Annotated in this window: 22 protein-coding genes and 1 pseudogene; 13 read left to right on the forward strand and 10 right to left on the reverse strand. The window is 65.1% G+C overall.

Annotated elements, in window-relative coordinates; genetic code table 11:
- Window positions 1-55: 55 nt before the first annotated feature.
- From ACEOAC_RS20380 to gabD, 6 genes are all read left to right on the forward strand, one after another.
- Window positions 56-1336 (forward strand): 4-aminobutyrate--2-oxoglutarate transaminase, encoded by a 1281-nt coding sequence (locus ACEOAC_RS20380; RefSeq protein WP_413444878.1) that lies wholly within the window; start codon window positions 56-58, stop codon window positions 1334-1336.
- 97 nt (window positions 1337-1433) lie between these two features.
- Window positions 1434-2570: an ABC transporter ATP-binding protein gene (locus ACEOAC_RS20385; RefSeq protein WP_413444879.1), complete on the forward strand. Its 1137-nt coding sequence runs from the start codon at window positions 1434-1436 to the stop codon at window positions 2568-2570.
- Window positions 2571-2742: 172 nt separating this feature from the next.
- Complete coding sequence (locus ACEOAC_RS20390) at window positions 2743-3786, forward strand: ABC transporter substrate-binding protein (protein WP_413444880.1); 1044 nt, start codon at window positions 2743-2745, stop codon at window positions 3784-3786.
- Between the two features lie 223 nt (window positions 3787-4009).
- A complete protein-coding gene (locus ACEOAC_RS20395; protein ID WP_413628920.1) occupies window positions 4010-5293 on the forward strand; it encodes an ABC transporter permease in 1284 nt (427 codons plus the stop codon).
- 52 nt (window positions 5294-5345) lie between these two features.
- A complete protein-coding gene (locus ACEOAC_RS20400; RefSeq protein ID WP_102663092.1) occupies window positions 5346-6179 on the forward strand; it encodes an ABC transporter permease in 834 nt (277 codons plus the stop codon).
- 84 nt (window positions 6180-6263) lie between these two features.
- The gene (gabD, locus tag ACEOAC_RS20405; protein WP_413628554.1) at window positions 6264-7721 is read left to right on the forward strand and encodes an NADP-dependent succinate-semialdehyde dehydrogenase; all 1458 of its coding nucleotides are present in this window, start codon (window positions 6264-6266) and stop codon (window positions 7719-7721) included.
- A gap of 136 nt (window positions 7722-7857) precedes the next feature.
- On the opposite strand, the gene ACEOAC_RS20410 is transcribed toward gabD, so the two are convergent.
- Entirely contained in the window at window positions 7858-8079 is a 222-nt protein-coding gene (locus ACEOAC_RS20410; RefSeq protein WP_077236614.1) for a type II toxin-antitoxin system Phd/YefM family antitoxin, read from the reverse strand.
- 230 nt (window positions 8080-8309) lie between these two features.
- Here ACEOAC_RS20410 and ACEOAC_RS20415 point away from each other — a divergent pair, with 230 nt between their 5' ends.
- The 3 genes from ACEOAC_RS20415 to ACEOAC_RS20425 are packed head-to-tail and all read left to right on the forward strand — an operon-like array spanning window position 8310 to window position 11678.
- Window positions 8310-9638 (forward strand): MFS transporter, encoded by a 1329-nt coding sequence (locus ACEOAC_RS20415; protein WP_413628555.1) that lies wholly within the window; start codon window positions 8310-8312, stop codon window positions 9636-9638.
- Entirely contained in the window at window positions 9638-10657 is a 1020-nt protein-coding gene (locus tag ACEOAC_RS20420; protein ID WP_077236616.1) for a histone deacetylase family protein, read from the forward strand. The genes ACEOAC_RS20415 and ACEOAC_RS20420 overlap by 1 nt, the downstream gene beginning before the upstream one ends.
- 43 nt (window positions 10658-10700) lie before the next feature.
- Window positions 10701-11678, forward strand: coding sequence for a LysR family transcriptional regulator (locus tag ACEOAC_RS20425; protein ID WP_413628556.1), 978 nt, complete (start codon window positions 10701-10703; stop codon window positions 11676-11678).
- On the opposite strand, the gene ACEOAC_RS20430 is transcribed toward ACEOAC_RS20425, so the two are convergent.
- The 4 genes and pseudogenes from ACEOAC_RS20430 to ACEOAC_RS20445 form a co-directional block, all read right to left on the reverse strand.
- Complete coding sequence (locus ACEOAC_RS20430) at window positions 11675-12565, reverse strand: LysR family transcriptional regulator (protein WP_413628557.1); 891 nt, start codon at window positions 12563-12565, stop codon at window positions 11675-11677. The genes ACEOAC_RS20425 and ACEOAC_RS20430 overlap by 4 nt on opposite strands.
- Window positions 12566-12654: 89 nt before the next feature.
- A pseudogene (locus ACEOAC_RS20435) lies at window positions 12655-14735 on the reverse strand (pyridoxamine 5'-phosphate oxidase family protein).
- A 59-nt stretch (window positions 14736-14794) separates the two neighbouring features.
- A complete protein-coding gene (locus ACEOAC_RS20440; protein ID WP_343649456.1) occupies window positions 14795-15412 on the reverse strand; it encodes a glutathione S-transferase in 618 nt (205 codons plus the stop codon).
- Between the two features lie 209 nt (window positions 15413-15621).
- Window positions 15622-16890: an MFS transporter gene (locus ACEOAC_RS20445; RefSeq protein ID WP_413628558.1), complete on the reverse strand. Its 1269-nt coding sequence runs from the start codon at window positions 16888-16890 to the stop codon at window positions 15622-15624.
- Between the two features lie 79 nt (window positions 16891-16969).
- Here ACEOAC_RS20445 and ACEOAC_RS20450 point away from each other — a divergent pair, with 79 nt between their 5' ends.
- Both ACEOAC_RS20450 and ACEOAC_RS20455 read left to right on the forward strand, forming a co-directional pair.
- Window positions 16970-18019, forward strand: a complete 1050-nt coding sequence (locus ACEOAC_RS20450) for an AraC family transcriptional regulator (protein WP_413628559.1) — start codon at window positions 16970-16972, stop codon at window positions 18017-18019.
- A 197-nt stretch (window positions 18020-18216) separates the two neighbouring features.
- Window positions 18217-19428, forward strand: a complete 1212-nt coding sequence (locus ACEOAC_RS20455; protein ID WP_413628560.1) for a diguanylate cyclase domain-containing protein — start codon at window positions 18217-18219, stop codon at window positions 19426-19428.
- On the opposite strand, the gene ACEOAC_RS20460 is transcribed toward ACEOAC_RS20455, so the two are convergent.
- Window positions 19403-20506 carry an alpha/beta fold hydrolase gene (locus ACEOAC_RS20460; RefSeq protein ID WP_413445484.1) on the reverse strand — a complete coding sequence of 368 codons (1104 nt, stop codon included), beginning with the start codon at window positions 20504-20506 and terminating at the stop codon, window positions 19403-19405. The genes ACEOAC_RS20455 and ACEOAC_RS20460 overlap by 26 nt on opposite strands.
- A gap of 259 nt (window positions 20507-20765) precedes the next feature.
- On the opposite strand from ACEOAC_RS20460, the gene ACEOAC_RS20465 reads away from it, so the two are divergent.
- Window positions 20766-20981: a glycine zipper 2TM domain-containing protein gene (locus ACEOAC_RS20465; RefSeq protein WP_006465163.1), complete on the forward strand. Its 216-nt coding sequence runs from the start codon at window positions 20766-20768 to the stop codon at window positions 20979-20981.
- Between the two features lie 170 nt (window positions 20982-21151).
- Here ACEOAC_RS20465 and ACEOAC_RS20470 read toward each other — a convergent pair whose 3' ends face one another.
- Entirely contained in the window at window positions 21152-21853 is a 702-nt protein-coding gene (locus ACEOAC_RS20470; RefSeq protein ID WP_413445485.1) for an SDR family oxidoreductase, read from the reverse strand.
- A 187-nt stretch (window positions 21854-22040) separates the two neighbouring features.
- Between ACEOAC_RS20470 and ACEOAC_RS20475 the strand changes: the two genes are divergently transcribed.
- Entirely contained in the window at window positions 22041-22757 is a 717-nt protein-coding gene (locus tag ACEOAC_RS20475; RefSeq protein ID WP_102663069.1) for an MgtC/SapB family protein, read from the forward strand.
- 437 nt (window positions 22758-23194) lie between these two features.
- On the opposite strand, the gene ACEOAC_RS20480 is transcribed toward ACEOAC_RS20475, so the two are convergent.
- From ACEOAC_RS20480 to ACEOAC_RS20490, 3 genes are read right to left on the reverse strand one after another with little or no spacing between them, the layout of a single operon-like run.
- Window positions 23195-23617, reverse strand: a complete 423-nt coding sequence (locus tag ACEOAC_RS20480; RefSeq protein WP_413445793.1) for a nuclear transport factor 2 family protein — start codon at window positions 23615-23617, stop codon at window positions 23195-23197.
- 33 nt (window positions 23618-23650) lie between these two features.
- On the reverse strand, window positions 23651-24502 hold the full coding sequence (locus tag ACEOAC_RS20485; RefSeq protein WP_413628561.1) for an SDR family NAD(P)-dependent oxidoreductase: 852 nt from the start codon (window positions 24500-24502) through the stop codon (window positions 23651-23653).
- Window positions 24499-25077, reverse strand: a complete 579-nt coding sequence (locus ACEOAC_RS20490) for a DUF3833 domain-containing protein (RefSeq protein ID WP_413444609.1) — start codon at window positions 25075-25077, stop codon at window positions 24499-24501. The genes ACEOAC_RS20485 and ACEOAC_RS20490 overlap by 4 nt, the downstream gene beginning before the upstream one ends.
- Between the last annotated feature and the right edge of the window lies 1 nt (window position 25078).

The raw sequence follows: 25078 nt of genomic DNA on the forward strand, positions 1-25078 counted from the left end.
CAGCAATTTCCGCGCCGTGCCGGCGCCACTCAACGCAGCAAGAACGGAGCAAGCAATGACCACCCAGGTGACCAACCAGGAACTGCAACAACGAAAGAACGCCGCCACCCCGCGCGGCGTGGGCGTGATGTGCGACTTCTACGCCGAGCGTGCCGTCAACGCCGAGTTGTGGGATGTCGAGGGCCGCCGCTTCATCGACTTCGCCGCCGGCATCGCCGTGCTCAACACCGGCCACCGTCATCCGAAGCTGCTCGACGCCATGCGCGCCCAGATGGAGAAGTTCACCCACACCGCCTACCAGATCGTGCCCTATGCCAGCTACGTGGAACTGGCCGAGCGCATCAACGCCGTGACCCCGGGCGACTACCCCAAGAAGACCGCCTTCTTTTCCACCGGCGCCGAGGCGGTGGAAAACGCCATCAAGATCGCCCGCGCCCATACCGGCCGTCCTGGCGTGATCGCCTTTGCCGGCGGCTTCCACGGCCGGACCATGATGGGCATGGCGCTGACCGGCAAGGTCGCTCCCTACAAGCTGGGCTTCGGGCCCTTCCCGGGCGACGTCTACCACGCCCCCTACCCCAGCACGCTGCATGGCATCAGCACCGACGATGCGCTGGAAGCCGTCAAGGGCCTCTTCAAGAGCGACATCGAAGCGCGCCGCGTGGCCGCCATCATCCTGGAGCCGGTGCAGGGCGAAGGCGGCTTCTACGCCGCCCCGGCCGACTTCATGCGCGGCCTGCGCGCCATCTGCGACGAGCACGGCATCCTGCTGATCGCCGACGAAGTGCAGTCCGGCTATGGCCGTACCGGCAAACTGTTTGCGATGGAACATTACGACGTGCTGCCCGATTTGATGACCATGGCCAAGAGCCTGGCCGGTGGTATGCCGCTGTCGGCCGTCAATGGTCGTGCCGAGATCATGGATGCGCCCGCCCCCGGTGGCCTGGGCGGCACCTATGCCGGCAATCCCCTGGCGGTGGCCTCGGCGCTGGCGGTGCTGGACGTGATGCAGGAAGAAAAGCTGGTAGCTCGTGGCGCACGCCTGGGCGACAAGCTGCAGGAGCATCTCAAGGAGCTGCGTTCGGCCGTGCCGCAGATTGCCGAAGTACGCGGCGTGGGTGCCATGGTCGCCGTGGAGTTCGCCGACCCGGCCACCGGCAAGCCGGATGCGGACTACACGAAGAAGGTGCAACAGCACGCCCTGGATCACGGCCTGCTGCTGCTGACCTGCGGCAGCTACGGCAACGTGATCCGCTTCCTGTTCCCGCTGACGATTCCCGATGCCGTCATGGACGAAGCGCTGGGCATCCTGGCCGCAGCCATCAAGCTGGCCTGAGATTTGCATTGCAGGGCAGCTGCAGACAGTAGCAGATCAGTAACAGGGTAGACGGGCCGGGCGACGAATCCGGCCCCGCGTAGAGAGAGGATCGATGATGGCAGCTTATGCAATGAAGCAGGCACCCCAGCAACAAGCGACGGCCGACAGCAACAGCGACGTGCTGGTGCAGTTCTGTGGCGTGAAGAAGACCTATGACGGCGAGAACCTGATCGTCAAGAGCCTGGACCTGGAGATTCGCCGTGGCGAATTCCTGACCCTGCTCGGCCCCTCGGGTTCGGGCAAGACCACCTGCCTGATGATGCTGGCGGGGTTCGAGTTTCCCACCGGCGGCGAGATCCGTCTCGATGGCCAGTTGCTCAACCGCGTGCCGCCCCACAAGCGCAACATCGGCATGGTGTTCCAGAACTATGCGCTGTTCCCGCACATGACCATCGCCCAGAACGTGGCCTATCCGCTGTCGGTGCGCAAGATGGATCGCGCCACCCGCGAAGCCAAGGTCAAGCAGGCGCTGGACATGGTGCAGATGGGGAAATTCGGCGACCGTTATCCGACCCAGCTCTCGGGCGGCCAGCAGCAGCGCGTGGCGCTGGCGCGCACACTGGTCTTCGATCCGCAACTGGTGTTGATGGACGAACCGCTGGGCGCGCTCGACAAGCAGCTGCGCGAACACATGCAGCTGGAACTGAAGGCCCTGCACAAGCGCCTGGGCGTGACCTTCGTCTATGTCACCCACGACCAGAGCGAAGCCCTCACCATGTCCGACCGCGTGGCCGTCTTCGACCAGGGCGTGATCCAGCAGCTGGCCCCAGTGACCGAACTCTACGAATATCCCGACAACCAGTTCGTGGCCAACTTCATCGGCGACAACAACCGTTTCAAGGGCAGCGTGGAATCGGTACAGGGCGAGCACTGTACCGTGCGCCTGGCCGATGGCACCGTGCTGACCGGTCTCAATGTCCACCGCGCGCACGCCGGCCAGACCATCACCGCCTGCGTGCGCCCCGAACGCATCCGCCTGGCCGCAGGTGGCAGCAGCGAACCCAACAGCCTGCGCGCCACCATCGGCGGCCTGATCTATTTCGGCGACCATGTGCGTGTGCGTTGCACCGTCACAGGGCAGGAAGATTGCTTCGTCAAGCTCTCGCTCTCCGACCCGGCGCTGGCCGGCCTGGCCGAGGGCAGCAGCGTGGTGCTGCATATCGCGCAGGATCGCCTGCGCTGCTTCCTCTGAGCGCCCGGCTCATTCCCGTTTACTTAGTTTTTCTTAGCTTTTTTGTTTCGCCGTACCTTGATGTTGCAGTTCCATTTGTTAGTTTTCCAGGCAACGCAGATTGCCCATGAAGTCCGATCCAGCGCAACAACGTCACACAGTCAACAAGCACGATAACCAACGAGGAACAACAATGAAACGCCTGACACCCGCCCTGCTGTCCCCGCTCGCCCTGGGCCTGCTGCTTTCCGGCGCGGCCTCTGCCGCTGAACTGACCCTGGTCAACTTCGGCGGCGCCAATGGCAACGCGCAGAAGGTCGCCTACGTCGAACCCTTCCAGAAGAGCACCGGCACCAAGGTCGTGACTGCCGAATTCAACGGTGAACTGGCCAAGGTCAAGGCCATGGTCGAAACCAGGAAGGTCAGCTGGGACGTGGTGGAAATCGATGGCGGCGACCTCAACCGCGCCTGTGACGACGGCCTGATCGAAAAGCTGGACCTGGCCAAGACCATCAAGAAGGACGACTACATCCCCGAAGCCACCGTCAGCGAATGCGGCATGGGCGCCTTCGTCTGGTCCACCGTGCTGGCCTACAACGCCGACAAGCTCAAGAGCGCACCGACCGGCTGGGCCGATTTCTGGGACACCAAGAAATACCCCGGCAAGCGCGGCATGAAGAAGAGCGCCCAGTACAACCTGGAGTTCGCCCTGATGGCCGACGGCGTGCCGACCAAGGACGTCTACAAGGTGCTGGCCACCAAGGAAGGCGTGGACCGCGCCTTCAAGAAACTGGACCAGCTGAAACCCAACATCCAGTGGTGGGATGCGGGCGCCCTGCCGGCCCAGTTCCTGGCCTCGGGTGACGTGGTCATGGCCAACGCCTACAACGGCCGCATCGATGCCGCCCAGCGCGAAGGCAAGAACCTCAAGGTGGTCTGGACCGGCAGCGTCTACACCCTGGATTACTGGGTGATCCCCAAGGGTTCGCCGAACAAGGCCCTGGCCGAGAAGTTCATCAGCTTCGCCAGCCAGCCCGAGAACCAGAAGGTCTATGCCAACAACATCGCTTACGGCCCCGTCAACAAGGGCGCCCTGAAGCTGCTGGATGCCAAGACCCTGGGCAACCTGCCGACCTCGCCGGCCAATGCCAAGGACGCCGTGCAACTGAGCCTGCAGTTCTGGACCGACCACGGCGAAGAGCTGGAGCAACGCTTCGCCGCCTGGATCGCGAAGTAAGAGGCCCCATGCAGCTGCGCGCTCCCACTCCCGTTCGTCCTGAGTAGCGGCGTAGCCGCGTATCGAAGGCGCCCACCTCTGTGCACCTTCGATACGGCCCTCGCAGGGCCTACTCAGTCCGAATGGGAGCGGGTATTGCAGCAGCAGTTGCATGCGTCCCGCAACGGCGCGCTGATTTCCAGGAACCGTTGTGTTGAAACTGCTGCCACCGGATTACCGAGACATGACCACCATCGCCACCCGCACCGCCGCCGCCATGCCCCTGGCCGAACCCGACCCGCAGCAACTCAAGCGTGAACTGCACGCCGCCCAGACCCGCAAGCGACTGGGTGCGCTGGCACTGATCGCCCCCCTGGCGATCTTCCTGCTGCTGACCTTCGTGGCCCCCATCGTGGCGCTGCTGCAGCGCGCCGTGGAAAATCCCGAAGTCGCCTCTACCCTGCCGCAGACGGTGGCCGTACTGTCGCGCTGGGACCGCAAGGCCGCCCTGCCCGACCAGGCTTACGCCGCCCTGGCCGAAGACCTGGCCCGCGCCAAGGAAGAGACCACCGCCGGCAACCTGGCGCGCCGTCTCAATATCGAAATCGCCGGCTCGCGCTCGCTGGTGATGGGCACCACCCGTGCCATGCCACTGCGCGACGCCGCCGGCAAGCCGCTGGCGCCGGCCGCCGCGCGCGAGGCAATCAGCGCCCGCAATACGCTCTGGGGCCAACCGGACATCTGGCGCGTGATCGCCCAGAACGGCTCGGTCTATTCACCCTATTACCTGCTGGCCTCGCTGGACCTGCGCCAGAACGTCTTTGGCGACATCGAAGCCGCCGCGCCCGAATCGGCCATCTACCGCACCATCTTCGGCCGTACCTTGTGGATGAGCGCGGTGGTCACCCTGATCACGCTGCTGCTGGCCTATCCGCTGGCCTACTGGCTGTCCACCATGTCGGAGCGCCGCGCCAACCTGCTGATGATCCTGGTGCTGATCCCCTTCTGGACCTCGATCCTGGTGCGCGTGGCGGCCTGGATCGTGCTGCTGCAATCGGAAGGCCTGGTCAACAAGGCCCTGATGCTGGCCGGCCTGACGCAGTCGCCGCTGGAACTGGTATTCAACCGGGTAGGCGTGTATATCTCGATGACCCACATCCTCCTGCCCTTCATGATCCTGCCGCTCTACAGCGTCATGAAGTCGGTGCCGCCGACCTACCTGAAGGCGGCCGTGTCGCTGGGTAGTCACCCGTTCGCCGCATTCTGGCGCGTCTATGTGCCGCAGACCTATCCAGGCGTGGGCGCGGGCGTGCTGCTGGTGTTCATCATGGCCGGTGGCTACTACATCACCCCGGCCCTGCTGGGCGGCCCCAACGAACAGATGGTGAGCTACTTCATCGCCTACTTCATCAATACCACCATCAACTGGGGCATGGCCTGCGCGCTGGGCGCCCTGCTGCTGGCCGCGACCCTGGTGCTGTACAGCGTCTACCGCCGCTTCGCCAAGGTCGACGTCGGCATCGGATGAGCTTGCACCGACCGACTGCCGCGCTGCCATCGATGAATCCAGGAAACCCGCCATGAACAAACCGCCTCTCTTCCCGCCCTATACCTCGCTCGTCGAACGGGTCTGGTACTTTGCCTCGCGCAGCTTCAACCTGCTGGTGTTGCTGTTCCTGGTGCTGCCCATTCTGGTAATGATCCCGCTGTCGTTTTCCGACAGCAGCTTCCTGATGTATCCCATCAAGGGGTTCTCGCTACGCTGGTATGAGAACCTGTTCACCTCGGACGACTGGATCCGCGCCGCCAGGAACAGCTTCATCGTCGCCCCGGCCGCCACCGTCATCGCCACCGTGCTGGGTACGCTGGCTGCGGTCGGCCTGAACAAGGCCGATTTCCGGGGCAAAGGCATCCTGATGGCGGTGCTGATCTCGCCCATGATCGTGCCGGTGGTGGTGGTGGGCGTGGGGGTGTACCTCTTCTTTGCCCGCATCGGCCTGGCCGACAGCTATCTCGGCCTGATCCTGGCGCACGCCGCACTGGGTGCGCCCTTCGTGGTGACCACCGTGCTGGCGACCCTGCAGGGCTTCAACCACAACCTGGTGCGTGCCAGCCTGAGCCTGGGCGCCAGCCCCTTGCGCACCTTCTTCCGCATCACCCTGCCGGTGATCGCCCCGGGCCTGATCTCGGGCGCCCTGTTCGCCTTTGCAACTTCCTTCGATGAAGTCGTTCTTACCCTGTTCGTAGCCGGCCCCGAGCAGGCCACCTTGCCGCGCCAGATGTTTGCCGGCATCAAGGACAACATCAGCCCGACCATCGCCGCGCTGGCGACGATCCTGATCCTGTTTTCGACCTGCCTGCTGCTGGCCCTGGAATGGCTGCGCGGGCGCAACAAGGCGGCGGCCCGCTTCTGACGCTGCGCCCTTCTGGATACCCACATGGAACCCATTTCATGAATCGTCGTGAGATGCGTTCCAGAAACCCAACGGAGACCCGACATGCTGCAACAACTCAAAGACCCTTCCCTGCTGCGCCAGCAAGCCTATGTCAACGGCGCCTGGTGCGACGCCGACAGCGGCGCCACCCATGAAGTCCACAACCCCGCCAACGGCACCCTGCTGGGCCATGTGCCGATGATGGGCGCAACCGAGACGCGCCGCGCCATCGACGCCGCCAACGCTGCCTGGCCGGCCTGGAAGAAGAAGACTGCCAAGGAACGCAGCGTCATCCTGCGCCGCTGGTATGAACTGATGATGGCCAACGCCGACGACCTGGCCCTGATCATGACCGCCGAGCAAGGCAAGCCGCTGGCCGAGGCACGCGGCGAAATCGGCTATGCCGCCTCCTTCATCGAGTGGTTTGCCGAAGAAGGCAAGCGCACCTACGGCGACACCATCCCCTCGCCCTCCCCGAACAGCCGCATCGTCGTGGTCAAGGAAGCCATCGGCGTATGCGCGGCGATCACGCCGTGGAACTTCCCGGCGGCAATGATCACCCGCAAGGCCGGCCCGGCACTGGCCGCCGGCTGCCCGATGGTCTTGAAACCGGCCGAAGCCACCCCCTTCTCGGCCCTGGCGCTGGCGGTCCTGGCCGAGCGCGCCGGCGTGCCGGCGGGCGTGTTCAGCGTCGTCACCGGCGCGGCCAAGGAAATCGGCGGAGAAATGACCTCCAACCCTATCGTGCGCAAGATCAGCTTCACCGGCTCCACCGGCGTGGGCAAGCTGCTGATGCAGCAGAGCGCATCGAGCATCAAGAAGCTCTCGCTGGAACTGGGCGGCAATGCGCCCTTCATCGTCTTCGACGATGCCGACCTGGATGCCGCCGTCGAAGGCGCCATCGCCTCCAAGTACCGCAATGCCGGCCAGACCTGCGTGTGCGCCAACCGCATCTACGTGCAAGACGGCGTCTACGACGCCTTCGCCGCCAAGCTGGTGGAAGCGGTGAAGAAACTCAAGGTCGGCGACGGCATGGAGAACGGCGTGAACCAGGGCCCGCTGATCAACGAACAGGCCGTCAAGAAGGTCGAACAGCACGTCGCCGACGCCGTCGCCAAGGGCGCCCGCGTGCTGCTGGGCGGCAAGCGCCACGCGCTGGGCCATGGCTTCTTCGAACCCACCGTGCTGGCCGACGTCACCCCGGCCATGCAGGTCGCCCGCGAAGAGACCTTCGGCCCCATGGCCCCGCTGTTCCGCTTCAAGACTGACGACGAAGCCGTGGCCCTCGCCAACGATACCGAATTCGGCCTGGCCAGCTATTTCTATTCACGCGACATCGGCCGCATCTGGCGTGTAGCCGAAGGTCTGGAATCGGGCATGGTGGGCATCAATACCGGGCTCATCTCCAATGAGGTCGCCCCCTTCGGCGGCGTCAAGCAATCCGGCCTGGGCCGCGAAGGGTCGCACTATGGGATCGATGATTATCTGGTGGTGAAGTATCTGTGCATGGGGGGCATCTGATCTGCACGATACTGAACTGATCTGACATGATCTGCCGACCGCTGCGGCGGTCGGCTTACTGGGTTACAGAGGGTCTTGACGGGGAAGTAGGCGCGGGTCTCTTGCGCCTGCCCCCATCATTTGAATTACCGTTCCCTCACCACTCAACATCCACTTGGCGTGTTGGGTCCTCATAGCGCAGCACCGAGCCTGCCAGAATGTCCAGCGGCTTGCGCCCCGCGCCGCGAAAAGGCAGTACCTCAAGCGTCGGCTTACCGTTATCGGTAATGACGATACTCCCGCCCAAAGTTTCTACCTGTCGGAAATACTCTACCGCCTTGGCCTTGAACTCCATCTTGGAGACTTGCGTGGCTCGCATGCGCGACCTCCGGTTAAATGGGTGTGGCCGTCATCATGAAACAAAACGATGGGTCCCACGAACTATTTTTAATCAGAAGCTATTGCCTGCGGCGAAGAAGGTTCACACGCCTAGCACATAGATAAGAAAACTGAATGTGAAAGATTCAAAAAGCTAATTTTTCTTATGAACGCGGCAATCGTATAACTCCAGTTCCCCTTACCTCAACACCCACCACGGGAGACTGGACCATGCACACCGCCCCACCCCGGCACCAGCCGGTTCGCGCCTCATTGGCCGCCTTCGTCGGCACCATGATCGAATGGTATGACTTCTACATCTACGCCATGGCCTCGGCCCTGGTGTTCGGCAAGCTGTTCTTCCCGACCACCAATGGCTTCTACGGCACGCTGGCCTCCTTTGGCACCTTCGCCGTCGGCTTCCTGGCGCGACCGCTGGGCGGAGCGATATTCGGCTACGTCGGCGACCGCGTCGGCCGCAAGAAATCGCTGGTGATCACGCTGCTGATGATGGGCTCGGTGACGATCCTGATCGGGCTGCTGCCGACCTATGCCAGCATCGGCATCTGGGCGCCGGTGGCACTGGTGCTGCTGCGCCTGATCCAGGGCATCGCCGTCGGCGGCGAATGGGGCGGGGCCGTGCTGATGGCGGCCGAACATTCGCCGGATCGCAGCCGGCGCACCTTCCTCGCCTCGTTCGCGCAACTGGGCAGCCCGGCCGGGCTGATCCTGGCCACGCTCATGTTCAAGCTGGTCAGCAACCAGGACAATGCGGTCTTCCTCGACTGGGGCTGGCGCGTTCCCTTCCTGGTGAGCGCCTTGCTGCTGGCGGTGGGATTTGCGATCCGGCTGTCGGTACAGGAGTCGCCCGACTTCCTGGCCGAACAGCAGCGCCGTGCCAGGGCACCGGCCGCGCGCGCCGAGCGCGCACCGCTGACCGAGGTACTGCGGGGCGCGCCCGGCCTGCTGGCGCTGGCAATCGGTGCCAATGTGCTGGGCATCGCCGGCTTCTACTTCACCAATACCTTCATGCTGGTGTACACCACGCAATACCTGCACCTGCAGCGGGCGCTGGTGTTGAATGGCTTGCTGGTGGTGTCGGTGATGCAGTTCTTCATCACGCCGCTGGCGGCGCACCTGGCACGCGGTATCGGCAATCATCGTTTCCTGGTGGCGATGTCGGCGCTGTCGGTGATCTCGCCCTATGCCATGTTCTCGCTGGTGGACCAGGGTTCGCTGGCCAGCGTGACACTGGGCGTGGCAATCGCGGTGCTCTTCATCGGCGCCTACTATGCGGTCATCGCCGGCTTCGTCAGCGAGGCCTTCCCGACCCGCATCCGCTATACCGGCATTTCCATGGCCTATCAGGTTTCGGGCGCCATCTTCGGCGGGCTGACACCCTTGCTGGGCACCGTCCTCGCGGAAAAATTCCAGGGCCAGTGGTGGCCGCTGGCCCTGCTGTTCTCCGGTATCTCGCTGCTGTCGCTGCTGTGCGTGCAGCGCCTGGGCCATGTACACCATGCCGCCCCGGAACGCGGTCTGCAGGCGCAGGAGAGCTGATGAAGACCTTCTACCACCCCGACCAGAAACTGCATCACCCCCAGAGCTATTACTCGCGCGGCAAGATGCGCGTGCCGCAGGAGGTACCGCAACGGCTGGACGAACTGGCCGCGCTGGCCACCCGCCTGGGCTTTGCAGTACAGGCACCACCGGATGCCGGGGCGGCCGCCATCGGTGCGGTGCATGCGCTGGATTATCTGCAATTCCTGCAGGAGGCCCATGCGCAATGGATGGCCTTGCCCGACGACTGGGGCGATGAAGTAGTCTCCAACATCTTCGTGCGCGAACCCAATCCCCTGCGCGGCGTGCTGGCCAAGGCGGCGCGTTACCTGGCCGACGGCAGCTGCCCGGTGGGGCCGCAGACCTGGCATGCGGCCTACTGGTCGGCGCAATGCGCCATCGCCGGCGCGCAGGCGCTGCTGGCCGGCGAGCGGCGCGCCTATGCGCTGTGCCGCCCACCGGGCCACCACGCGCGGCGCGATGCGGCCGGTGGCTTCTGCTATCTCAACAATGCCGCCATCGCCGCGCAGATGCTGAGCGAACGTCATCGGCGGGTGCTTGTGCTGGATACCGACATGCACCACGGCCAGGGCATCCAGGAAATCTTCTATGCCCGGCGTGACGTGATGTATGTCTCCATCCACGGTGATCCGGTGAATTTCTATCCGGTGGTGGCCGGCTTCGAGGAAGAGCGCGGCCAGGGCGAAGGCCTGGGTTACAACCTCAACCTGCCCATGCCGCATGGCTCGCCGGAGGCGGTCTTCTTCGACCGCCTGCAGCAGGCCTGCCGCGCCATCACCCTGTATCAGCCGGAGGTGCTGGTGCTGAGCCTGGGCTTCGACATCTTCGAGAAAGACCCGCAGGCCGTGGTCGGCGTGAGCGCGGCCGGCTTCGAACGGCTGGGGCGCGCGGTGGGCGCGCTGGGACTGCCCACGCTGGTAGTGCAGGAAGGCGGTTACCATATTGCCGGATTGCAGGACAATGCCGCGCGATTCTTCGCCGGACTGGAGCATCCCTGAATCGCCATTGCCTCGCCCCCAGCCCCCAACGCCAGAGCCCCCCATGCGCCACGCCCCCGCCAGCCCTCGCCCGCTCCTGCCGCCGCTGTCCTCGGAACGCATGGACTGGAACCTCTTGCGCACCTTCATGTTCGTGGTCCAGGAGCGGGGCGTGGGGCGCGCCGCTGAGACCCTGTGCCTGAGCCAGCCTGCGGTAAGCCAGGCCCTGCGGCGGCTGGAAGAGACGCTGGGCGGCGTGCTGCTGCATCGCCGCCATGGCGAATTCCGCCTGACGCCGCTGGGCGAGGAAATTTATGCGGTGGCGCGGGAGATGTATGGCATGGTGGCGCGCATCGATGGCGCCGCCGGGCATGCCGGCGAGGACGTGGCGGGCAATCTGCGGCTGTTGCTGATGAGCCGGGTGCAGAGCGCGGCGTATGACGATTTCCTGGCGCGCTTCCATCGCCGCTATCCGCGTGTGGAGTTCCGTATCGATGTCATGCAGAGTGCCGCCATTCTCGACACTCTGGCCAAGGGCAGCAGCGGCCTGGGCCTCTGCCTGTGCCGCAAGCCGGTGGAAAAACTGGAGCGGCGCCTCTTCCTGCGGCATCGTTACGTACTGGTGTGCGGGCGCCATCATCCCCTGTTCGCCCAGCGCAGCGTCAGCATGGCCGAACTGCTGGTGCAGAATTTCGTCTGCTTCGCCAGCGACCAGTTGGGCGACACGCTCTCCCCGCTGACCGTCTTCCGCGACCAGCAGGGCTTCACCGGCCACATTGCCGGCGCCTCGTCGCATGTGGAGGAAATCCGCCGCATGGTGGTGGCCGGCGTGGGCCTGAGTTTCCTGCCCGAGCACCTGATCGGCCAGGACGTGGCCGAGGGCCAGTTGAAGGTGCTCCCGCTGGACGGGCCGGTGGCCGAGATCGATGTCTTCCTGACCTGGCATGGGCAGCGCAAGCTGTCGGCGCCGGAGCAGGCTTTCCTGGCCTCGTTTGAAAGGTTCCTGCAGCGGGTGCCGCTAGAGGCCAGGACGGCAAGCTAGCTGAACAGCGGATTGCCCCGCAAGCGCGCCACCGCTAGGTCGATGAAAGCCCGCACCTTGGCCGGTGAGTGCCGCCCTTCCGGGTAGAGCACGTGGATCGGCAGGGGTGGCTCTTCGAATTCGCGCAGCACGCGCTGCAAGCGGCCTTCCTTCAGATCGGCCGCGACCTGGTAGGCCAGCACCCGGGTCAGTGCCCAGCCCTTGCGGGCGGTGCTGATGGCGGCTTCGTTGGTGTTGGTCTGCAGGACGGCGTCGATCAGCACGCGCTGGCCGTCGGCGAAGCGCCATTCCGGCGAGGCCCAGGCGCTGGTGGAGGTGACGATGCGATGCTGCTTGAGATCGGTGGGCGAAGCAGGCGTGCCGTGCTGGCGCAGGTAATCCGGCGCGGCGCAGATCACCTGGCTGACCGACCCCACCTGGATGGCCGTAAAGCCCGAATCGGGCAGATGGCCGATGCGTATGGCCACGTCCATGCCTTCATCGACGATGTTGACGGGGCGGTCGATGAAGAAGGTGCGCGCCCGCATCTCGGGATAGAGATCCAGGTATTCGGTGACGATGGGCAGCACATGCATCTGCCCGAACATGAAGGACGCGGTCACCGCCAGCGTGCCGGCGGGCCTGGCATGGTGGCCGGCGGCGGCGGCCTCGGCTTCGGCGATCTCGCCCAGGATGCGGCGGCAGTCTTCCAGGTAGCGCGCGCCGGCTTCGGTGGTCTTCACCGAACGGGTGGTGCGGATCAGCAGGCGCCCGCCGACCAGTTCTTCCAGCGCCGCCACAGTACGGGTCACCACCGGGGCGCTCAATTGCATCTGTCGCGCGGCCTTGGCGAAACTGGCCGTTTCCGCGACGTGTACGAAGATGCGCATCGCCAGCCAACGGTCCATGTGCTTCCCTTCCCTGGGTATCGAAGAAGCTCGCATTATGCCTGCTTCCGCCGGGCCAGAGGCAACCCGCATGGCGCGCATGATCCCGCCTACAGCGCCAGTTCGATGCGGCCACTCCCCGAGTCGGCCGGCTGCGCGGGAACGGCGCAGCACAGCAGCACATCACCCACGCCGACCTTGGCCTGGGCGGCGTCGGGTAGGTGACGGCGCCGGCCAGCAGGCGGGTGCGGCAGGTACCGCAGTGGCCTTCGCGGCAGCTGAATTCCGGCTCCAGGCCGCGGGCCTCGGCCAGTTCCAGCAGGCTGCCGGTGCCGGGTGTCCAGCGCGCTTCCTTGAGGCTGTCCATGAAGAGCACCGGCACCGCTTCGGTGGCAACCGGTACCGGGGCGGGTGCGGCTTGAGCTGGCTGTGCCGTCTCGGTGGCAGCGCCGGTGCGGGTGAGCGATGCCGGGCCGAAGGCTTCGGCATGGATGCGTTCATCGCCGATGCCATAGCCGCGCAGGCCGTCGTAGAGCGATTGCATGAACGGTGACGGCCCGCACAGATAGAACTCGTAATCACCGAAGGACAGCGAGCGTGCCAGCAAGGTCATGTCGATGCGGCCGGCGGCATCGAAGTCGCGGCCTTCGATGGCATCGGTGGTGTCGCCCAGCACGCGCACCACCTTGATGGCCCCCTTGCCGGCGGCCACCAGTTGCGCCAGTTCGGCGTCGAATGCGCGGTCATTTTTGCTGCGTGCAGCGTAGAACAGTGTGGCCGGACGCATGCGCTGCGTGCGCAAACCTTCATACACCATGTGACGCAGCATCGCGACCATGGGCGTGATGCCCACGCCACCGGCCAACAGGACCACCGGCCGGGAGGATGTTTCATCCAGCATGAAATCGCCGGCCGGCGCCCGCACTTCAATATGGCCACCTTCCTGCAATTGCGCATGAAGATGCTGGGATACCTGGCCATCACGCTTGACGCTGATGCGGTAATGCGCATCCGACGGTGCCGAGGACAAGGTATAGGTGCGGATCAGCGGCTTGTCGCTGCCGGCGGTCTGCACGCGGATCGGCAGGTGCTGGCCGGGCAGCGCCGGCAGCAGGCCGGCACCGTCATCAGGCTGCAGGTGGAAGGAGCGGATGGAATCGCTCTCCTGCACCACGCGGGCGACCTTGAGCCTGCGCCAGCGGCTGCCCTGCTCCTGGGCCAGCAGGCGTTGGCCGGTCTGCTGCCAGTCGCCCGTCATGAGCGAGTTCGGCGACCAGGCGTCTTGCTGGAAACGCCAGCGCAGGGCCAGCGCGCCGGGGCGACGCACGATCTTGCGCGGACGGAAGGTCCACAGCCGTTCGGCGCCCTGGAAGGCGGCGATCTCGGGCGAGTCCAGGATCAGCTCGGCCTCGCCGGTCATCTGCAGGACATCGCCCTTGTCGAAATCGACGAACATCAGGCCGGCCCGGCCATTGAGGACGATGTTGCCAAGTGTGGAAAAGAACAGGTTGCCGTCGAAGTCCGGCACGGTCAGCGAGCCGTCCTGGTTCACCCGTACGAAACCGGCCTTGCCGCCGCGATGCGAGACATCGACCTGGCGGGCTTCTTCCAGATCGACATAGGAGGCCACGAAGAAGGTGTCGGCCTGGCTGATCAGCGTGCGGGCTGTAGCGTCGAGGCTGGTCATCGGCTCGACCTGGTCGACATGGGCCGCTTGCGGTTCGCGCTCGAAGGAAAAATCACGCAGCTGGATGTAGCGCGGGCAGTTGCCGAAACTCTGGTCCACCTCCACCCGCCAGCCATCGGCCAGCGGCGTGAGCACGCCATTCATGCGGTTGCGGCGACGGGTATGCAGTTCCATCCCCAGCAAACCCACTGGCGCACCGGCGATCATGCCGGCCGCTGCCGGGTCCTGGGCCGAGGGGCGGGCCCGGATGTCCAGCACCGTGGGCGAAGGCGAGGCCATGAAGCCGGGCCGGCCTTCCAGGAAGGTGGCCCAGGCATCGCCCTCGGCGTCCACGCTACCCAGCACGATGAAGGGCAACTGGGCGTAGAAGGCGCGATGCTGGTCGGGCATGAAGTCGCGCACCACGCGACGCCCCACCGCTTCCATCTTGTCGGCCACGCCCAGCTTTTGCTGGAGCAGCTTTTCGCCGGCATGCCAGGTCGGTGCGTTGGAAGGAGTCTTCATGTCTGGCCTCGCTGAATCTGATGGGTGGTGGGTGGTCGGCTGACCGGTGGACTGGACGTTCAGGCCTTGGCGGTCAGGCCGGCCGGGGTCTGGATGAACGGCACGAAACCAGGCAAGGCTTCGATGCGCGCCAGGAAAGCGGTCACTGCCGGGTAGCCGCTCAGGTCGACATTGCCTTCCGGGGCGCGGGCCAGGTAGCTGTAGACGGCCACGTCGGCGATGGTGGGATGCTCGGCTGCCAGCCAGGTGCGCTGGCCCAGGTGCTGCTCCATGCGGTTGAGCAGGACATGGGCGCGCTTGATCACTTCCTCGGCATTGAAGGTGGCCCCGAATACCGTCACCAGTCGCGCCGCCGCCGGGCCGTAGGCCAGTTCGCCGGCCGCCACCGACAACCAGCGCTGCACAGCCGCTGCGCCCTGCGCGTCTTCCGGCAGCCAGTCGCTGCGACCGGCTTTCTTGGCCAGGTAGACCAGGATGGCGTTGGAGTCGGCGATGACCACACCTTCATCTTCCAGCACCGGAACCTGACCGAAAGGGTTGAGCGCGAGGAAGGCCGGCTGGCGGTGGGCGCCGGCCATCAGGTCGACTTCGATCAGTTCGGCATCCAGGCCGAGCAGGGAGGCGAACAGGACGGCGCGGTGGGCGTGGCCGGACATGGGGTGGTGATGGATCTTCATGGGGTGGCTCCTGGTGGGTTAAGTCGGTCAGGACTTGTTCCTGAACCGTGAAGCCAGTGTGGGGCCAAGCGCGGACGAAGAGAATCCGTGCCGCGAGCACTTCTTTATTGCATGGGGAGGAATAATGCCGGGAGGGGTGCCGCTTCCGGTGCCAGAGGCCACCGGAAGCGGGAGGACTGCATCAGGACGGACAGTCAGTCAGGGCGGTCTCAGAAGTGGGCGTTGCCGGCCACCGCCGCGCCGCCGCCACGCGGGCCGTAGCGCAGGGTCAGCAGCGTACCCAGGGTAATGGTGACCACCGCGAAGATCGGCCCACCCAGGGCACCGACGTGATCCACCAGCACACCGCCACCGATGGCGCCGCTGGCGATGGCGACCTGGAAGGCTGCTACCAGCAGGCCACCAGCACCTTCGGCATGGTCCGGGGCGGCCCGCACGATCCAGGTCTGGAAGCCGACCGGGAAGGCGCCAAAGGCAAAGCCCCACAGCGTGATGGCGATGGCTGCCACCACCGGCAAGCTGCCGGCCACCCACAGGGACGCCGCCAGCAGCGCGATCAGGGTACCGCCGGCCACGATGGCATAGCGCTCGCTGCGCTCGGCGATGAAGCCGCCGGCGAAGTTACCGAAGAAGCCGCCCACGCCATAGCCCAGCAACACCGCCGAGATGGTGGCCACCGACATGTGGGTGATCTGCTCCATCAGCGGGCGGATATAGGTGAAGCCGGCAAAATGCCCCGACACCACCAGCAGTACCGCCAGCAAGGCCACCCGCACATCGGTGCGGCCCAGCAGTTCGGACAAGACCTTGAGGCTGGGGTGATCCTTGGGCGGCAGCCGGGGAATGGCGATCCACTGGATGGCGATGGCCACCAGGCTGACCACGCCAGCGGCCACGAAGGCGCTGCGCCAGCCCCACAGATTGCCCATGTAGGCGCCGATGGGGGCGGCGCAGACGGTCGCCACCGAGACCCCGGTCAAGATCAGCGACATGGCACGGGCGAAGAGGCGTTCCGGCACCAGGCGCATGGCCAGGGCCGCCGCCATCGACCAGAAGCCGCCCAGCGCTACCCCCAGCAGGACCCGCGCCACCAGCAGCACCGGCAGGCTGGGTGCAGTCACGGCCAGGATGTTGGAGATCAGCAGCAGGAGCGAGAGCATCAGCACCACGCGCTTGCGGTCGATATTGCGGGTCAGCAGCGGGATGCTGGGTGCGGCCACGGCGCCGACGATGGCAGTGGCGGTGACGGCCTGGCCAGCGGCGCCGTCGGAGACGTGCAGGTCGGTGGCGATGGCTGTCAGCAGGCTGGCCGGCAGGAATTCGGCAGTGACCAGGCTGAAGACGCCGAGCGCCAGGCTGGCAATGCCGGCCCAGTTGGCGGGGGCCTCCTGCCCTGCTTCGTGGGCAGGAGGGGAAGCTGGGCGTGCCGGGGCCGACGTCTGGGTCAGCGGGGCCTCGAGGGTGCCGGGGTTGGACATGGAAATACCTTTCTTATCACAGGGAAGCGAAGTTTATGGTTAAATACCTGGACTTTCCATGCCGATATTTCGCAATAAGATGACTATTCGTCCAAACTTGTCCGATATCCCTGAGCCCCCTGCCGGGTTCCGTCCCGCGCCTGCCGTGCGCCAGCCCCATCAGGCTGATCCAGGCGATGCGCTGACCGAAATCCTGCTGGGCCTGCGGCTGGATGGCGTGGAATATGCGCGCTATGTGCTGCATGAACCGTGGGCCGTGGCCCTTCCGGCGCGACGTGAGGCGACTTTCCATTTCGTCGCCCAGGGCAGTTGCTGGATGCAGGTCGGCCAGGATGACTGGCTGCAGCTCAATGCCGGTGATGCGGTATTGCTGCCACGGGGTTCGCTGCATGCCCTGGCCAGTTCGCCGGGGTTGCCGACGGTGGAGATCGGCAAGCTGGCGCGCAAGGCGCTGGCGGAGAACCTGTTTCTGGTGGACGACCGCGCGCCAGGCCTGGCGGAGGTAGACCGGGCCAGTGCCGAAGCCGTCACGGCGGCGCCCTCGCATGTGCTGTTTTCCGGCACGCTGCGCTTCAATCTCGATCCGCTGCACCCGCTGTTGATGATGATGCCGGAGGCGATGCGCGCCTGCGACCTGGCCCAGCGCGACCCGGCGGTGCTGGCGCTGCTCGATGCGATGGAGCGCGAGGTGGTGCTCAACCGCATCGGCGCCTGCGGCATCCTGGCGCGCCTGGCCGATGTGCTGGCGGCCAGCATCATCCGCGGCTGGGTGGAATGCGCCTGCACCGATGCCAGCGGCTGGATCGCGGCGGTGCGCTGCCCGCAGATCGGGCGCGTACTGGCGGCGGTGCACCAGCACCCGGAGCGTGACTGGTCGGTGGCCGAACTGGCGTCGCTGATGGGGGCCTCGCGATCGAGCTTCATCGAGAAGTTTTCCAGCGCGGTGGGCGAGACCCCGGCCAAGTACGTGGCCCGGGTGAAGATGTTCCAGGCACGCCACTGGATCGCCCGCGACGGGCTGCGCGTGGCGGTGGTGGCCGAGCGCCTCGGCTACGATTCGGAAGCCTCCTTCAGCCGCGCCTTCAAGCGCATCATCGGTCATCCGCCCAGCCAGGCCCGGCTGGGCTGAAGCTCCCCGCCGGCGCCGGCTGCGGCGCGTACTCAAGCGTTTTTCTCCGGGACAATATTGCCCGGCGGGATGCTGCCGGCCAATCGTGTCCGCCCCCTTGTACGCCTCCATCCCCCTTGGCTATGATGGCTGCCGGGGGAGCAGCTACTGCTCGACGATGGCTGGACGAAGCAAAGAGCCAAGCGCAAGGGGGCGCCATGCAACATGAGATCGTGCACGCGTTCGGGGCCGGGGTGTATTGCGTCTTCATCGCCCTGTTCCTGCTGGCATCAAGGATTCCACGCACCAATCCCGGCGCTCGCTGGTGGGCCGCAGCCATCGGCTGTGCGCTGGTGGCGCGCCTGAGTTTCCTGTTCCTGGCCCCGCTGAAAGATCCCGCCCTGTCCAATGTGGTCTATGGCAGTTTCACGATCCTGGAAAAGAGTTTCATGGCGGTGGGCTTTGCACGCTTCTTCAAGATCGGCATCCATCCCTGGCTGGTGGCGCTGGTCAGCGGTACGACCATGCTGTGGTTGCTGACCTCCTGGAGCGGGCTGCCGGTGCCGCTGATCCGCAGCCCCGTCTATGCCGCCTTCAACGTCTTCATCCTGGGCTATGTGCTGTGGTTCATCGTCAGAACCGAGCTGGATTGCCTGCCCCTGATCCGCCGTGTCATGGCCGCCGCCTTCGGCGCCCTGCTGCTGCACTGGGCATGTGGCGGGCCGATCGGCGCGCTCTATCCAAGCTGGCTGGACCATGGCTTCGTGCTGGGGACGGCATTGGCGGCATTGCAGTACATGAGCCTGCTGGCAGCCATCCTCTCACTGTTCCAGCGGCGGCTACTGAGCGCCGAGGCCAAGGCCCTGACGATGGCCTTCAAGGACCCGTTGACCGGGCTCTACAACAAGCATTTCATGAACAACCTGTTCGATCAGGCGCTGTTACTGGCCACCCGCCCCCACCATCTGGTGGCGGTGTACTACATCGATCTGGACAACTTCAAGCCGGTCAACGACAAGGCTGGGCACGCCGTGGGGGACAAGGTGCTCGTGTGTGTGGCCCAGCGCCTGAAGGAAGCAGTGCGCAGTACCGACATCTGTGCCCGCCTGGGGGGCGATGAATTTACCGTCATCGCCACCCAGCTGGAGCATCAGGAACAGGCCCCCGAAATCGCCCGCAAACTGCTGGCCAGGCTGGCCGCGCCCATCGAGGTGGGCGATCAGCAGTTCGTACTGGGGGCCAGTATCGGCATCAGTCTTTATCCCAGCCACGGCAGCGACCTGTCGCTGCTGCTGGAGCAGGCCGATGCCGCCATGTATCACGTCAAGAGCAGCGGCAAGAGCGGCTTCCAGTTGCATGGTGCCAGCTGGAAGCCGTCCGCCGAATACAAGGCAGAGGCGGCCGTCAACGCTGCGGCAAGGCCTGGATGAACTGTTCCAGTTCACGCGCGTAGAACTTCGCCATCCCGGTGGTGCCATGACCACGGGTCTCGGCGCTGGCCGGGATCAGCAGCAACTGCGCGCTCGGCACTTCCTTCAGAGCCGCCTGCATGATGCCGGTCTCGGGCGGGTTGCGCTCGTCGTCGGCGGAGTTGATGACCAGCACCGGCACCTTGATCTTGGACAGGCCGGGCGCGGCATTGTAGTCGGCCGAGGAACCCCACTGGTAGATGAAGTCGTTGGCATCGGCCGTCACCGGCGCGGCCAGGCGTTCGTCGACCAGCTTGTCGGCTTGTGCATGGGTGCCGGCCATGGCCTGGTAGGCCAGCGTGCCGCCATTGGTGGCAAAGACGAACATGTTGTTGGCCAGGCGCAGCGAGGGGGGCTGGGTGGTGTAGTTGCCATTGTTCCAGGCCGGGTCCTGCTTGATGGATTCCACCAGCATGCGCCGCATCATCCAGTTACGGCTGGCCATCTCGGTGGGCTGCGAGGCCATCGGCACCAGGCCGTCAGCAAAGCCGGGGTAGTTGCCGCCCCACATCCAGGTCTGCATGCCGCCCATGGAATTGCCGATGATCAGGCGCAGGTGCTGCACGCCCATGCCTTCGGTCAGCATGCGGTATTGCGCCAATACCATGTCGGCATAGTTGTATTGCGGGAAGGCAGCGCGCAGACCGTCAGACGGCTTGGTGGATTTGCCCACGCCGATGCCATCGGGAATGATGATGAAGTACTTGCTGGCATCCAGCGGCTGGCCGGGGCCGAACAGCTGGCCGCCGAAATCCCTGGAGAGCATGGCCCCGGCGCTCTGGTAGGTCCCGTGCAGCACCAGCACCGCCGGCTTGCTGCGATCGCCCAGGGTGACGTAGTGCAGGCGCAGGTTTTCCAGCGTCTGGCCAGTGTGGAACTGGAAGCTCGGGGCGACCCAGCTGCCCTCCACCGGCTTGGGCGGCTCGGACGCGTGGCTGGGTGCGGCGCCCAGCAGCAGGCTGGCCGAGGTGAGGGTGATGGTCAGCGTGTGAGTGAAAAGCAGGCCGGCGGCGCGGCGCAAACGGGAGGTCAATCGCATGAGGTCTCTCTCTGGTCGGTGTGGTTTTGGATGTTTTTTGATTTTCTATTTTGATAACTTTTTTGCCCGCCCGCACAATTGTCGCCATGTCGAGCAGGCCCGAGTATGTAACAACTGTAAGAGAAGTTGTGAAAGCTCGAATTTTTTCTAGCCCAAGCTGGTCTATTGCAGTACCGGCGACGCGGGCGAAGCAATAGTTGATGCGCGAGCCGGTCCCCCCCAAAACAAGGAACCAACCTTCACGATCAGGAAAAAAATCATGAAAACTCTACACAAGATCGCAGCCATTTCCGTTACTGCCATTGCGCTGACCGCCATGACCGGCTGCAGCAACATGAGCACCCGAGACAAGAACACCGCCATCGGCGCCACCGTCGGTGCCGTGGGCGGCGCCATCCTGACCGGTGGCAGCGGCATCGGCACTGCCGGTGGCGCAGCCGTCGGCGGCGTGATCGGCCACCAGATCGGTCGCTGATCTCACATCAGACGGGCAGCGTTGCTGACGCTGCCGGCTGAAAGCACAAAGAGCACAAAACGCACAAAGGGGCGACCGGTTGGTCGCCCCTTTTGCATGCGCCAGACAGATCTGGAAAATATCCCTCTCAACCAGCCCTTCTCAACCAGGCAGGTCGATCGGCAGCCGCCTCAGACCGAACGCATCAGCCCGCCATCGACCCTGAGGTTCTGGCCGGTGATGTAGCCCGCGCCGGGCGAGGCCAGGAAGGCGATGGTGGCCGCCACTTCGTCGCTGGTGCCGTAGCGCTGCATGGGCACGCCGGCGCGGCGCTCTTCGCGTTGCGGCAGGCTGTCGATCCAGCCTGGCAGGACGTTGTTGATGCGGATGTTGTCAGGGGCGTACTTGTCGGCGAAGAGTTTGGTGAAGGCGGCCAGGCCAGCGCGGAACACCGCCGAGGTCGGGAACATGTCGGACGGCTCGAAGGCCCAGGCCGAGGAAATGTTGATGATGGCGCCACCGCCGGCCTGCTGCATCAGCGGCGTGACCAGGCGCGTGGGGCGGATCACGTTGAGCAGGTAGGTATCCATGCCGCGATGCCAGTCCTCGTCGGTGATGTCGAGAATGGGCGCGCGCGGGCCGTGGCCGGCGCTGTTGACCAGCACATCGACGCGGCCCCAGCGCTGCACGGCCACGTCCACCAGGCGTTGCAGGTCGTCCACTGACTGGTTGGAACCGGTCACGCCGATGCCGCCCAGTTCGGCGGCCAGCGCCTCGCCCTTGCCGGACGAGGAAAGAATGCCAACCTGGAAACCGTCGGCCGCCAGGCGACGCGCCGCGGCGGCGCCCATGCCGCTGCCGGCGGCGGTGATCAGGGCTACTTTGCTGCTCATGGAAACTCCTTGTGGATAAGTCATCTTGCTGCCCGAGAAGGCGGAACCCCGGATTGTAGGCCTTGCCGGCCACGCTTGCAGCGTATCCGGCTGGTCCGCTTGTCACGCGCCTGTTGCATTTGTCCGGCATCATCGCGCACCATTGCGCAGCCGCCCTGCCCTTCCACATTGTCCAGACCTGATCTCCATGCAAATTCTCGCCAACATCAATCTCGCTTCCCTGCTCGATACCCTCATCAGCCTGACCGCGGCCTTCATCCTGGGCGGTCTGATCGGGCTGGAACGCCAGTACCGGCAACGCACTGCCGGTCTGCGCACCAATGTCCTGGTGGCACTGGGCGCGGCGGTCTTCGTGGACATGGCCAATCGCATGGGCGGCCATGAGGGCGCGGTGCATGTGGTGGCCTATGTGGTGTCGGGGGTGGGTTTCCTGGGCGCGGGCGTGATCATGCGCGAAGAAGGCAATGTGCGCGGCATCAATACCGCCGCGACCTTGTGGGGCTCGGCGGCGGTGGGGGCGGCGGCGGGCGCCGACCTGCTCCTGGAGGCGATCCTGGCGACCGTCTTCGTGCTGGCGGCCAATACGCTGTTGCGCCCGGTGGTCAATACCATCAACCGCAAGCCGCTGGATGTGCCGTCGGTGGAAGTGACCAACACCCTGCACCTGATCGTGGAGAGCGAGCACCAGAAGCGCGTGCTGGCCGCCGTGACCGACATGCTGGAGCAGAGCCGCTATCCCCTGCACGACCTGGAGGTGCGGCCCTTTGCCGAGGACGAGGTGGAAATCGAGGCGACGCTGGCGGCTACCTCGGTCAATGGCGACGAACTGGACGCGCTGATCGAGCGCCTGCTGGCCCTGCCGGCGGTGAAGCAGGCATTCTGGAGCCCCAGCACCACCGACTGACCTGCGCTACCGGGCTGGCGGGCGGAACTGTTTCAATTGAAATCCGGGGGTGGTTTCCTGCAATCGACCTGTAACGGCTCGACGGCATGATGACTACATGGCCAGACGCAAACCGCTGACGGCATCAACCCAAGGAGAACAACATGCCCATCCTGCCCATGCTTGCCGAAGGCGCCCTGTACATCGCCGGTCTGATCTCTGCAGCCTCGCCGTTCTGGCAATAAACCGAAGGAGAATCACATGCCCATCCTGCCCATGCTCGCCGAAGGCGCCCTGTACCTCGCTGGCCTGTTTTCCGCCACCTCGCCACTCTGGCAATGAACTGAAGGAGAATCACATGCCCATCCTGCCCATGCTTGCCGAAGGCGCCCTGTACATCGCCGGTCTGATCTCTGCGGCCTCGCCGTTCTGGCAATGACATCCAACAGGGCGGCCGCTCAATGCCCGGTCGCCCTGAACCGCCCCCGCAACCACTTGACCGGCCCGCCGATGACGGGCAGTTTCTGCCACAGCTCCTCAGCCGCATCCCAGTAATCGCGATGTTCGCTGACCCGTCCCGCCTCATCGAAGCGGAAATGCGTCGCCCCCAGCACAGTATAGAAACGTCCCTTGAGCCGGAACTCGAAACGCCAGGTGGCGAAGCCCTGCTCGCCCTGCCCCATGCGCTCCAGGATCACGAAACGCGGGTCCTCGGTGGTGGCGAACATGTGCGCGAAGATGGCGCGGATCGAGCGCACGCCCTTGACGTCGTTGAAGGGGTCCTTGAACAGGGCCTGTGGCGCATAGAACTCGTCGATGCGCTCCAGGCTGGCGCGATCCAGCGCGGCATACCATTGCAGTAATCGGTCCAGGTTCTGCATCGTCAATTCCGTCGACTCAGTCATTCATTCAATTCAGTTCAGCAGGAAGCGCTGGAACAGCATGAAGCGCAGGCGGAACGGCAAGAGCCGCAGTATCTTCAGCCAGGCGGTGAAGCGCAGCGGGAAATGAATCTCGAAGCGACCCTCGGCAATGCCGCGCCAGATGGCGCTGGCGGCTTGCTGCGGGGTCTGGATGGCCGGCATGGGGAAGTCGTTCTTGTCGGTCAGGTCGGTCTTCACGAAACCCGGATTGACCAGATAGACGTTCAAGCCCTTGGGCCGCAGGTCGCTGTAGAGGATTTCCGCCAGGTTGATCAGGGCCGCCTTGCCCGGGCCATACACGCTCGCGCCGGGCAGGCCGACATAACCGGCCACGCTCGCCACCAGGGCAATGCCGCCGCTGCCGCGGGCCAGCATGTCCGGCAGTGCCGCACCGAGCGCCGAATAGACGCTGGCGAGGTTGGTGCGGATGGTGTGCTCGGCTTCGTCTTCCTGTACTTCCCAGCTGCGTTCGGGCCGGTATTTGGCGACACAGAAGACCAGCAGGTCGATACCGCCGAAGGCTTCCAGGATGCGTGCATGCTGGTCGCGCCAGGCATCGTGGCAGAGTACATCCAGCGGGGCGATGAAGGCATTCTTGTGACCTGCGGCCACTTCCTGCAATACGTCGCCCCGGCGTGCCGACAGCGCCACGCGCGCACCGGCCTGCAGGGCCTGGCGCGCCAGTTCGGCGCCGATGCCGCTGGAGGCGCCGACCAGCCAGATGCGCAGGCCGCGCAGGTCACTGACCGGCTGGTTCATGGGACCGAACAGGACCGCCGGTCGCGAGATCGGGGCACGCTCGGATGCGGCCTGCTTGGGCAGCGGACTGGTGTGGATGCTCATACCCCCTCCTTGCGGAAGAACAGCGTGACCTGGCCGACTTCAACCCCGAACTTGCGCATGCTGGTGCGGTTGATGAGGGTGCGCTCGTCCATCTGGTACATCCAGTCATCCATCTGGACTTCGTATTGCTTGTCGTCCACCGGCAGCAGCAACGTGTAGTTCCAGTGCAGGGCGTTGCCGGCGGTGTGGCCGATGGCCTCGCCGATGACGTCACCGGCGCTTCCGCGCCAGCTGTTGTCGGGCTGACGCACCAGGGTCCAGACGCGGGTCTGGGTCTGGCCGTCGTCATAGCGGAAGCGCTCGTCCAGGGTCAGGGTGTTGCCCTCGACGCTGCCGGTGACCACGACATGGAAGCGCCGCGCCACCTCGCCACCGCGCTTCTGGAACATGCCCCAGGCTTCGGTGCGGCCCTTGAAGAACACCGCCGGATCGAACATCGGCGTCTTGCCGGCATAGTGGGACAACTGCTGCGAGGCGCATCCGCCCAGCGCCAGTGCCAGTACGGCAAGCATGATCAAGGCCAGCCAGCTGCCCCGACGCGCCCGGGCGTCCTTGCGCATTGCGATGGCATCCATG

This window comes from Herbaspirillum frisingense, from assembly GCF_047325095.1.
GTDB classification, from domain to species: domain Bacteria; phylum Pseudomonadota; class Gammaproteobacteria; order Burkholderiales; family Burkholderiaceae_D; genus Herbaspirillum; species Herbaspirillum frisingense.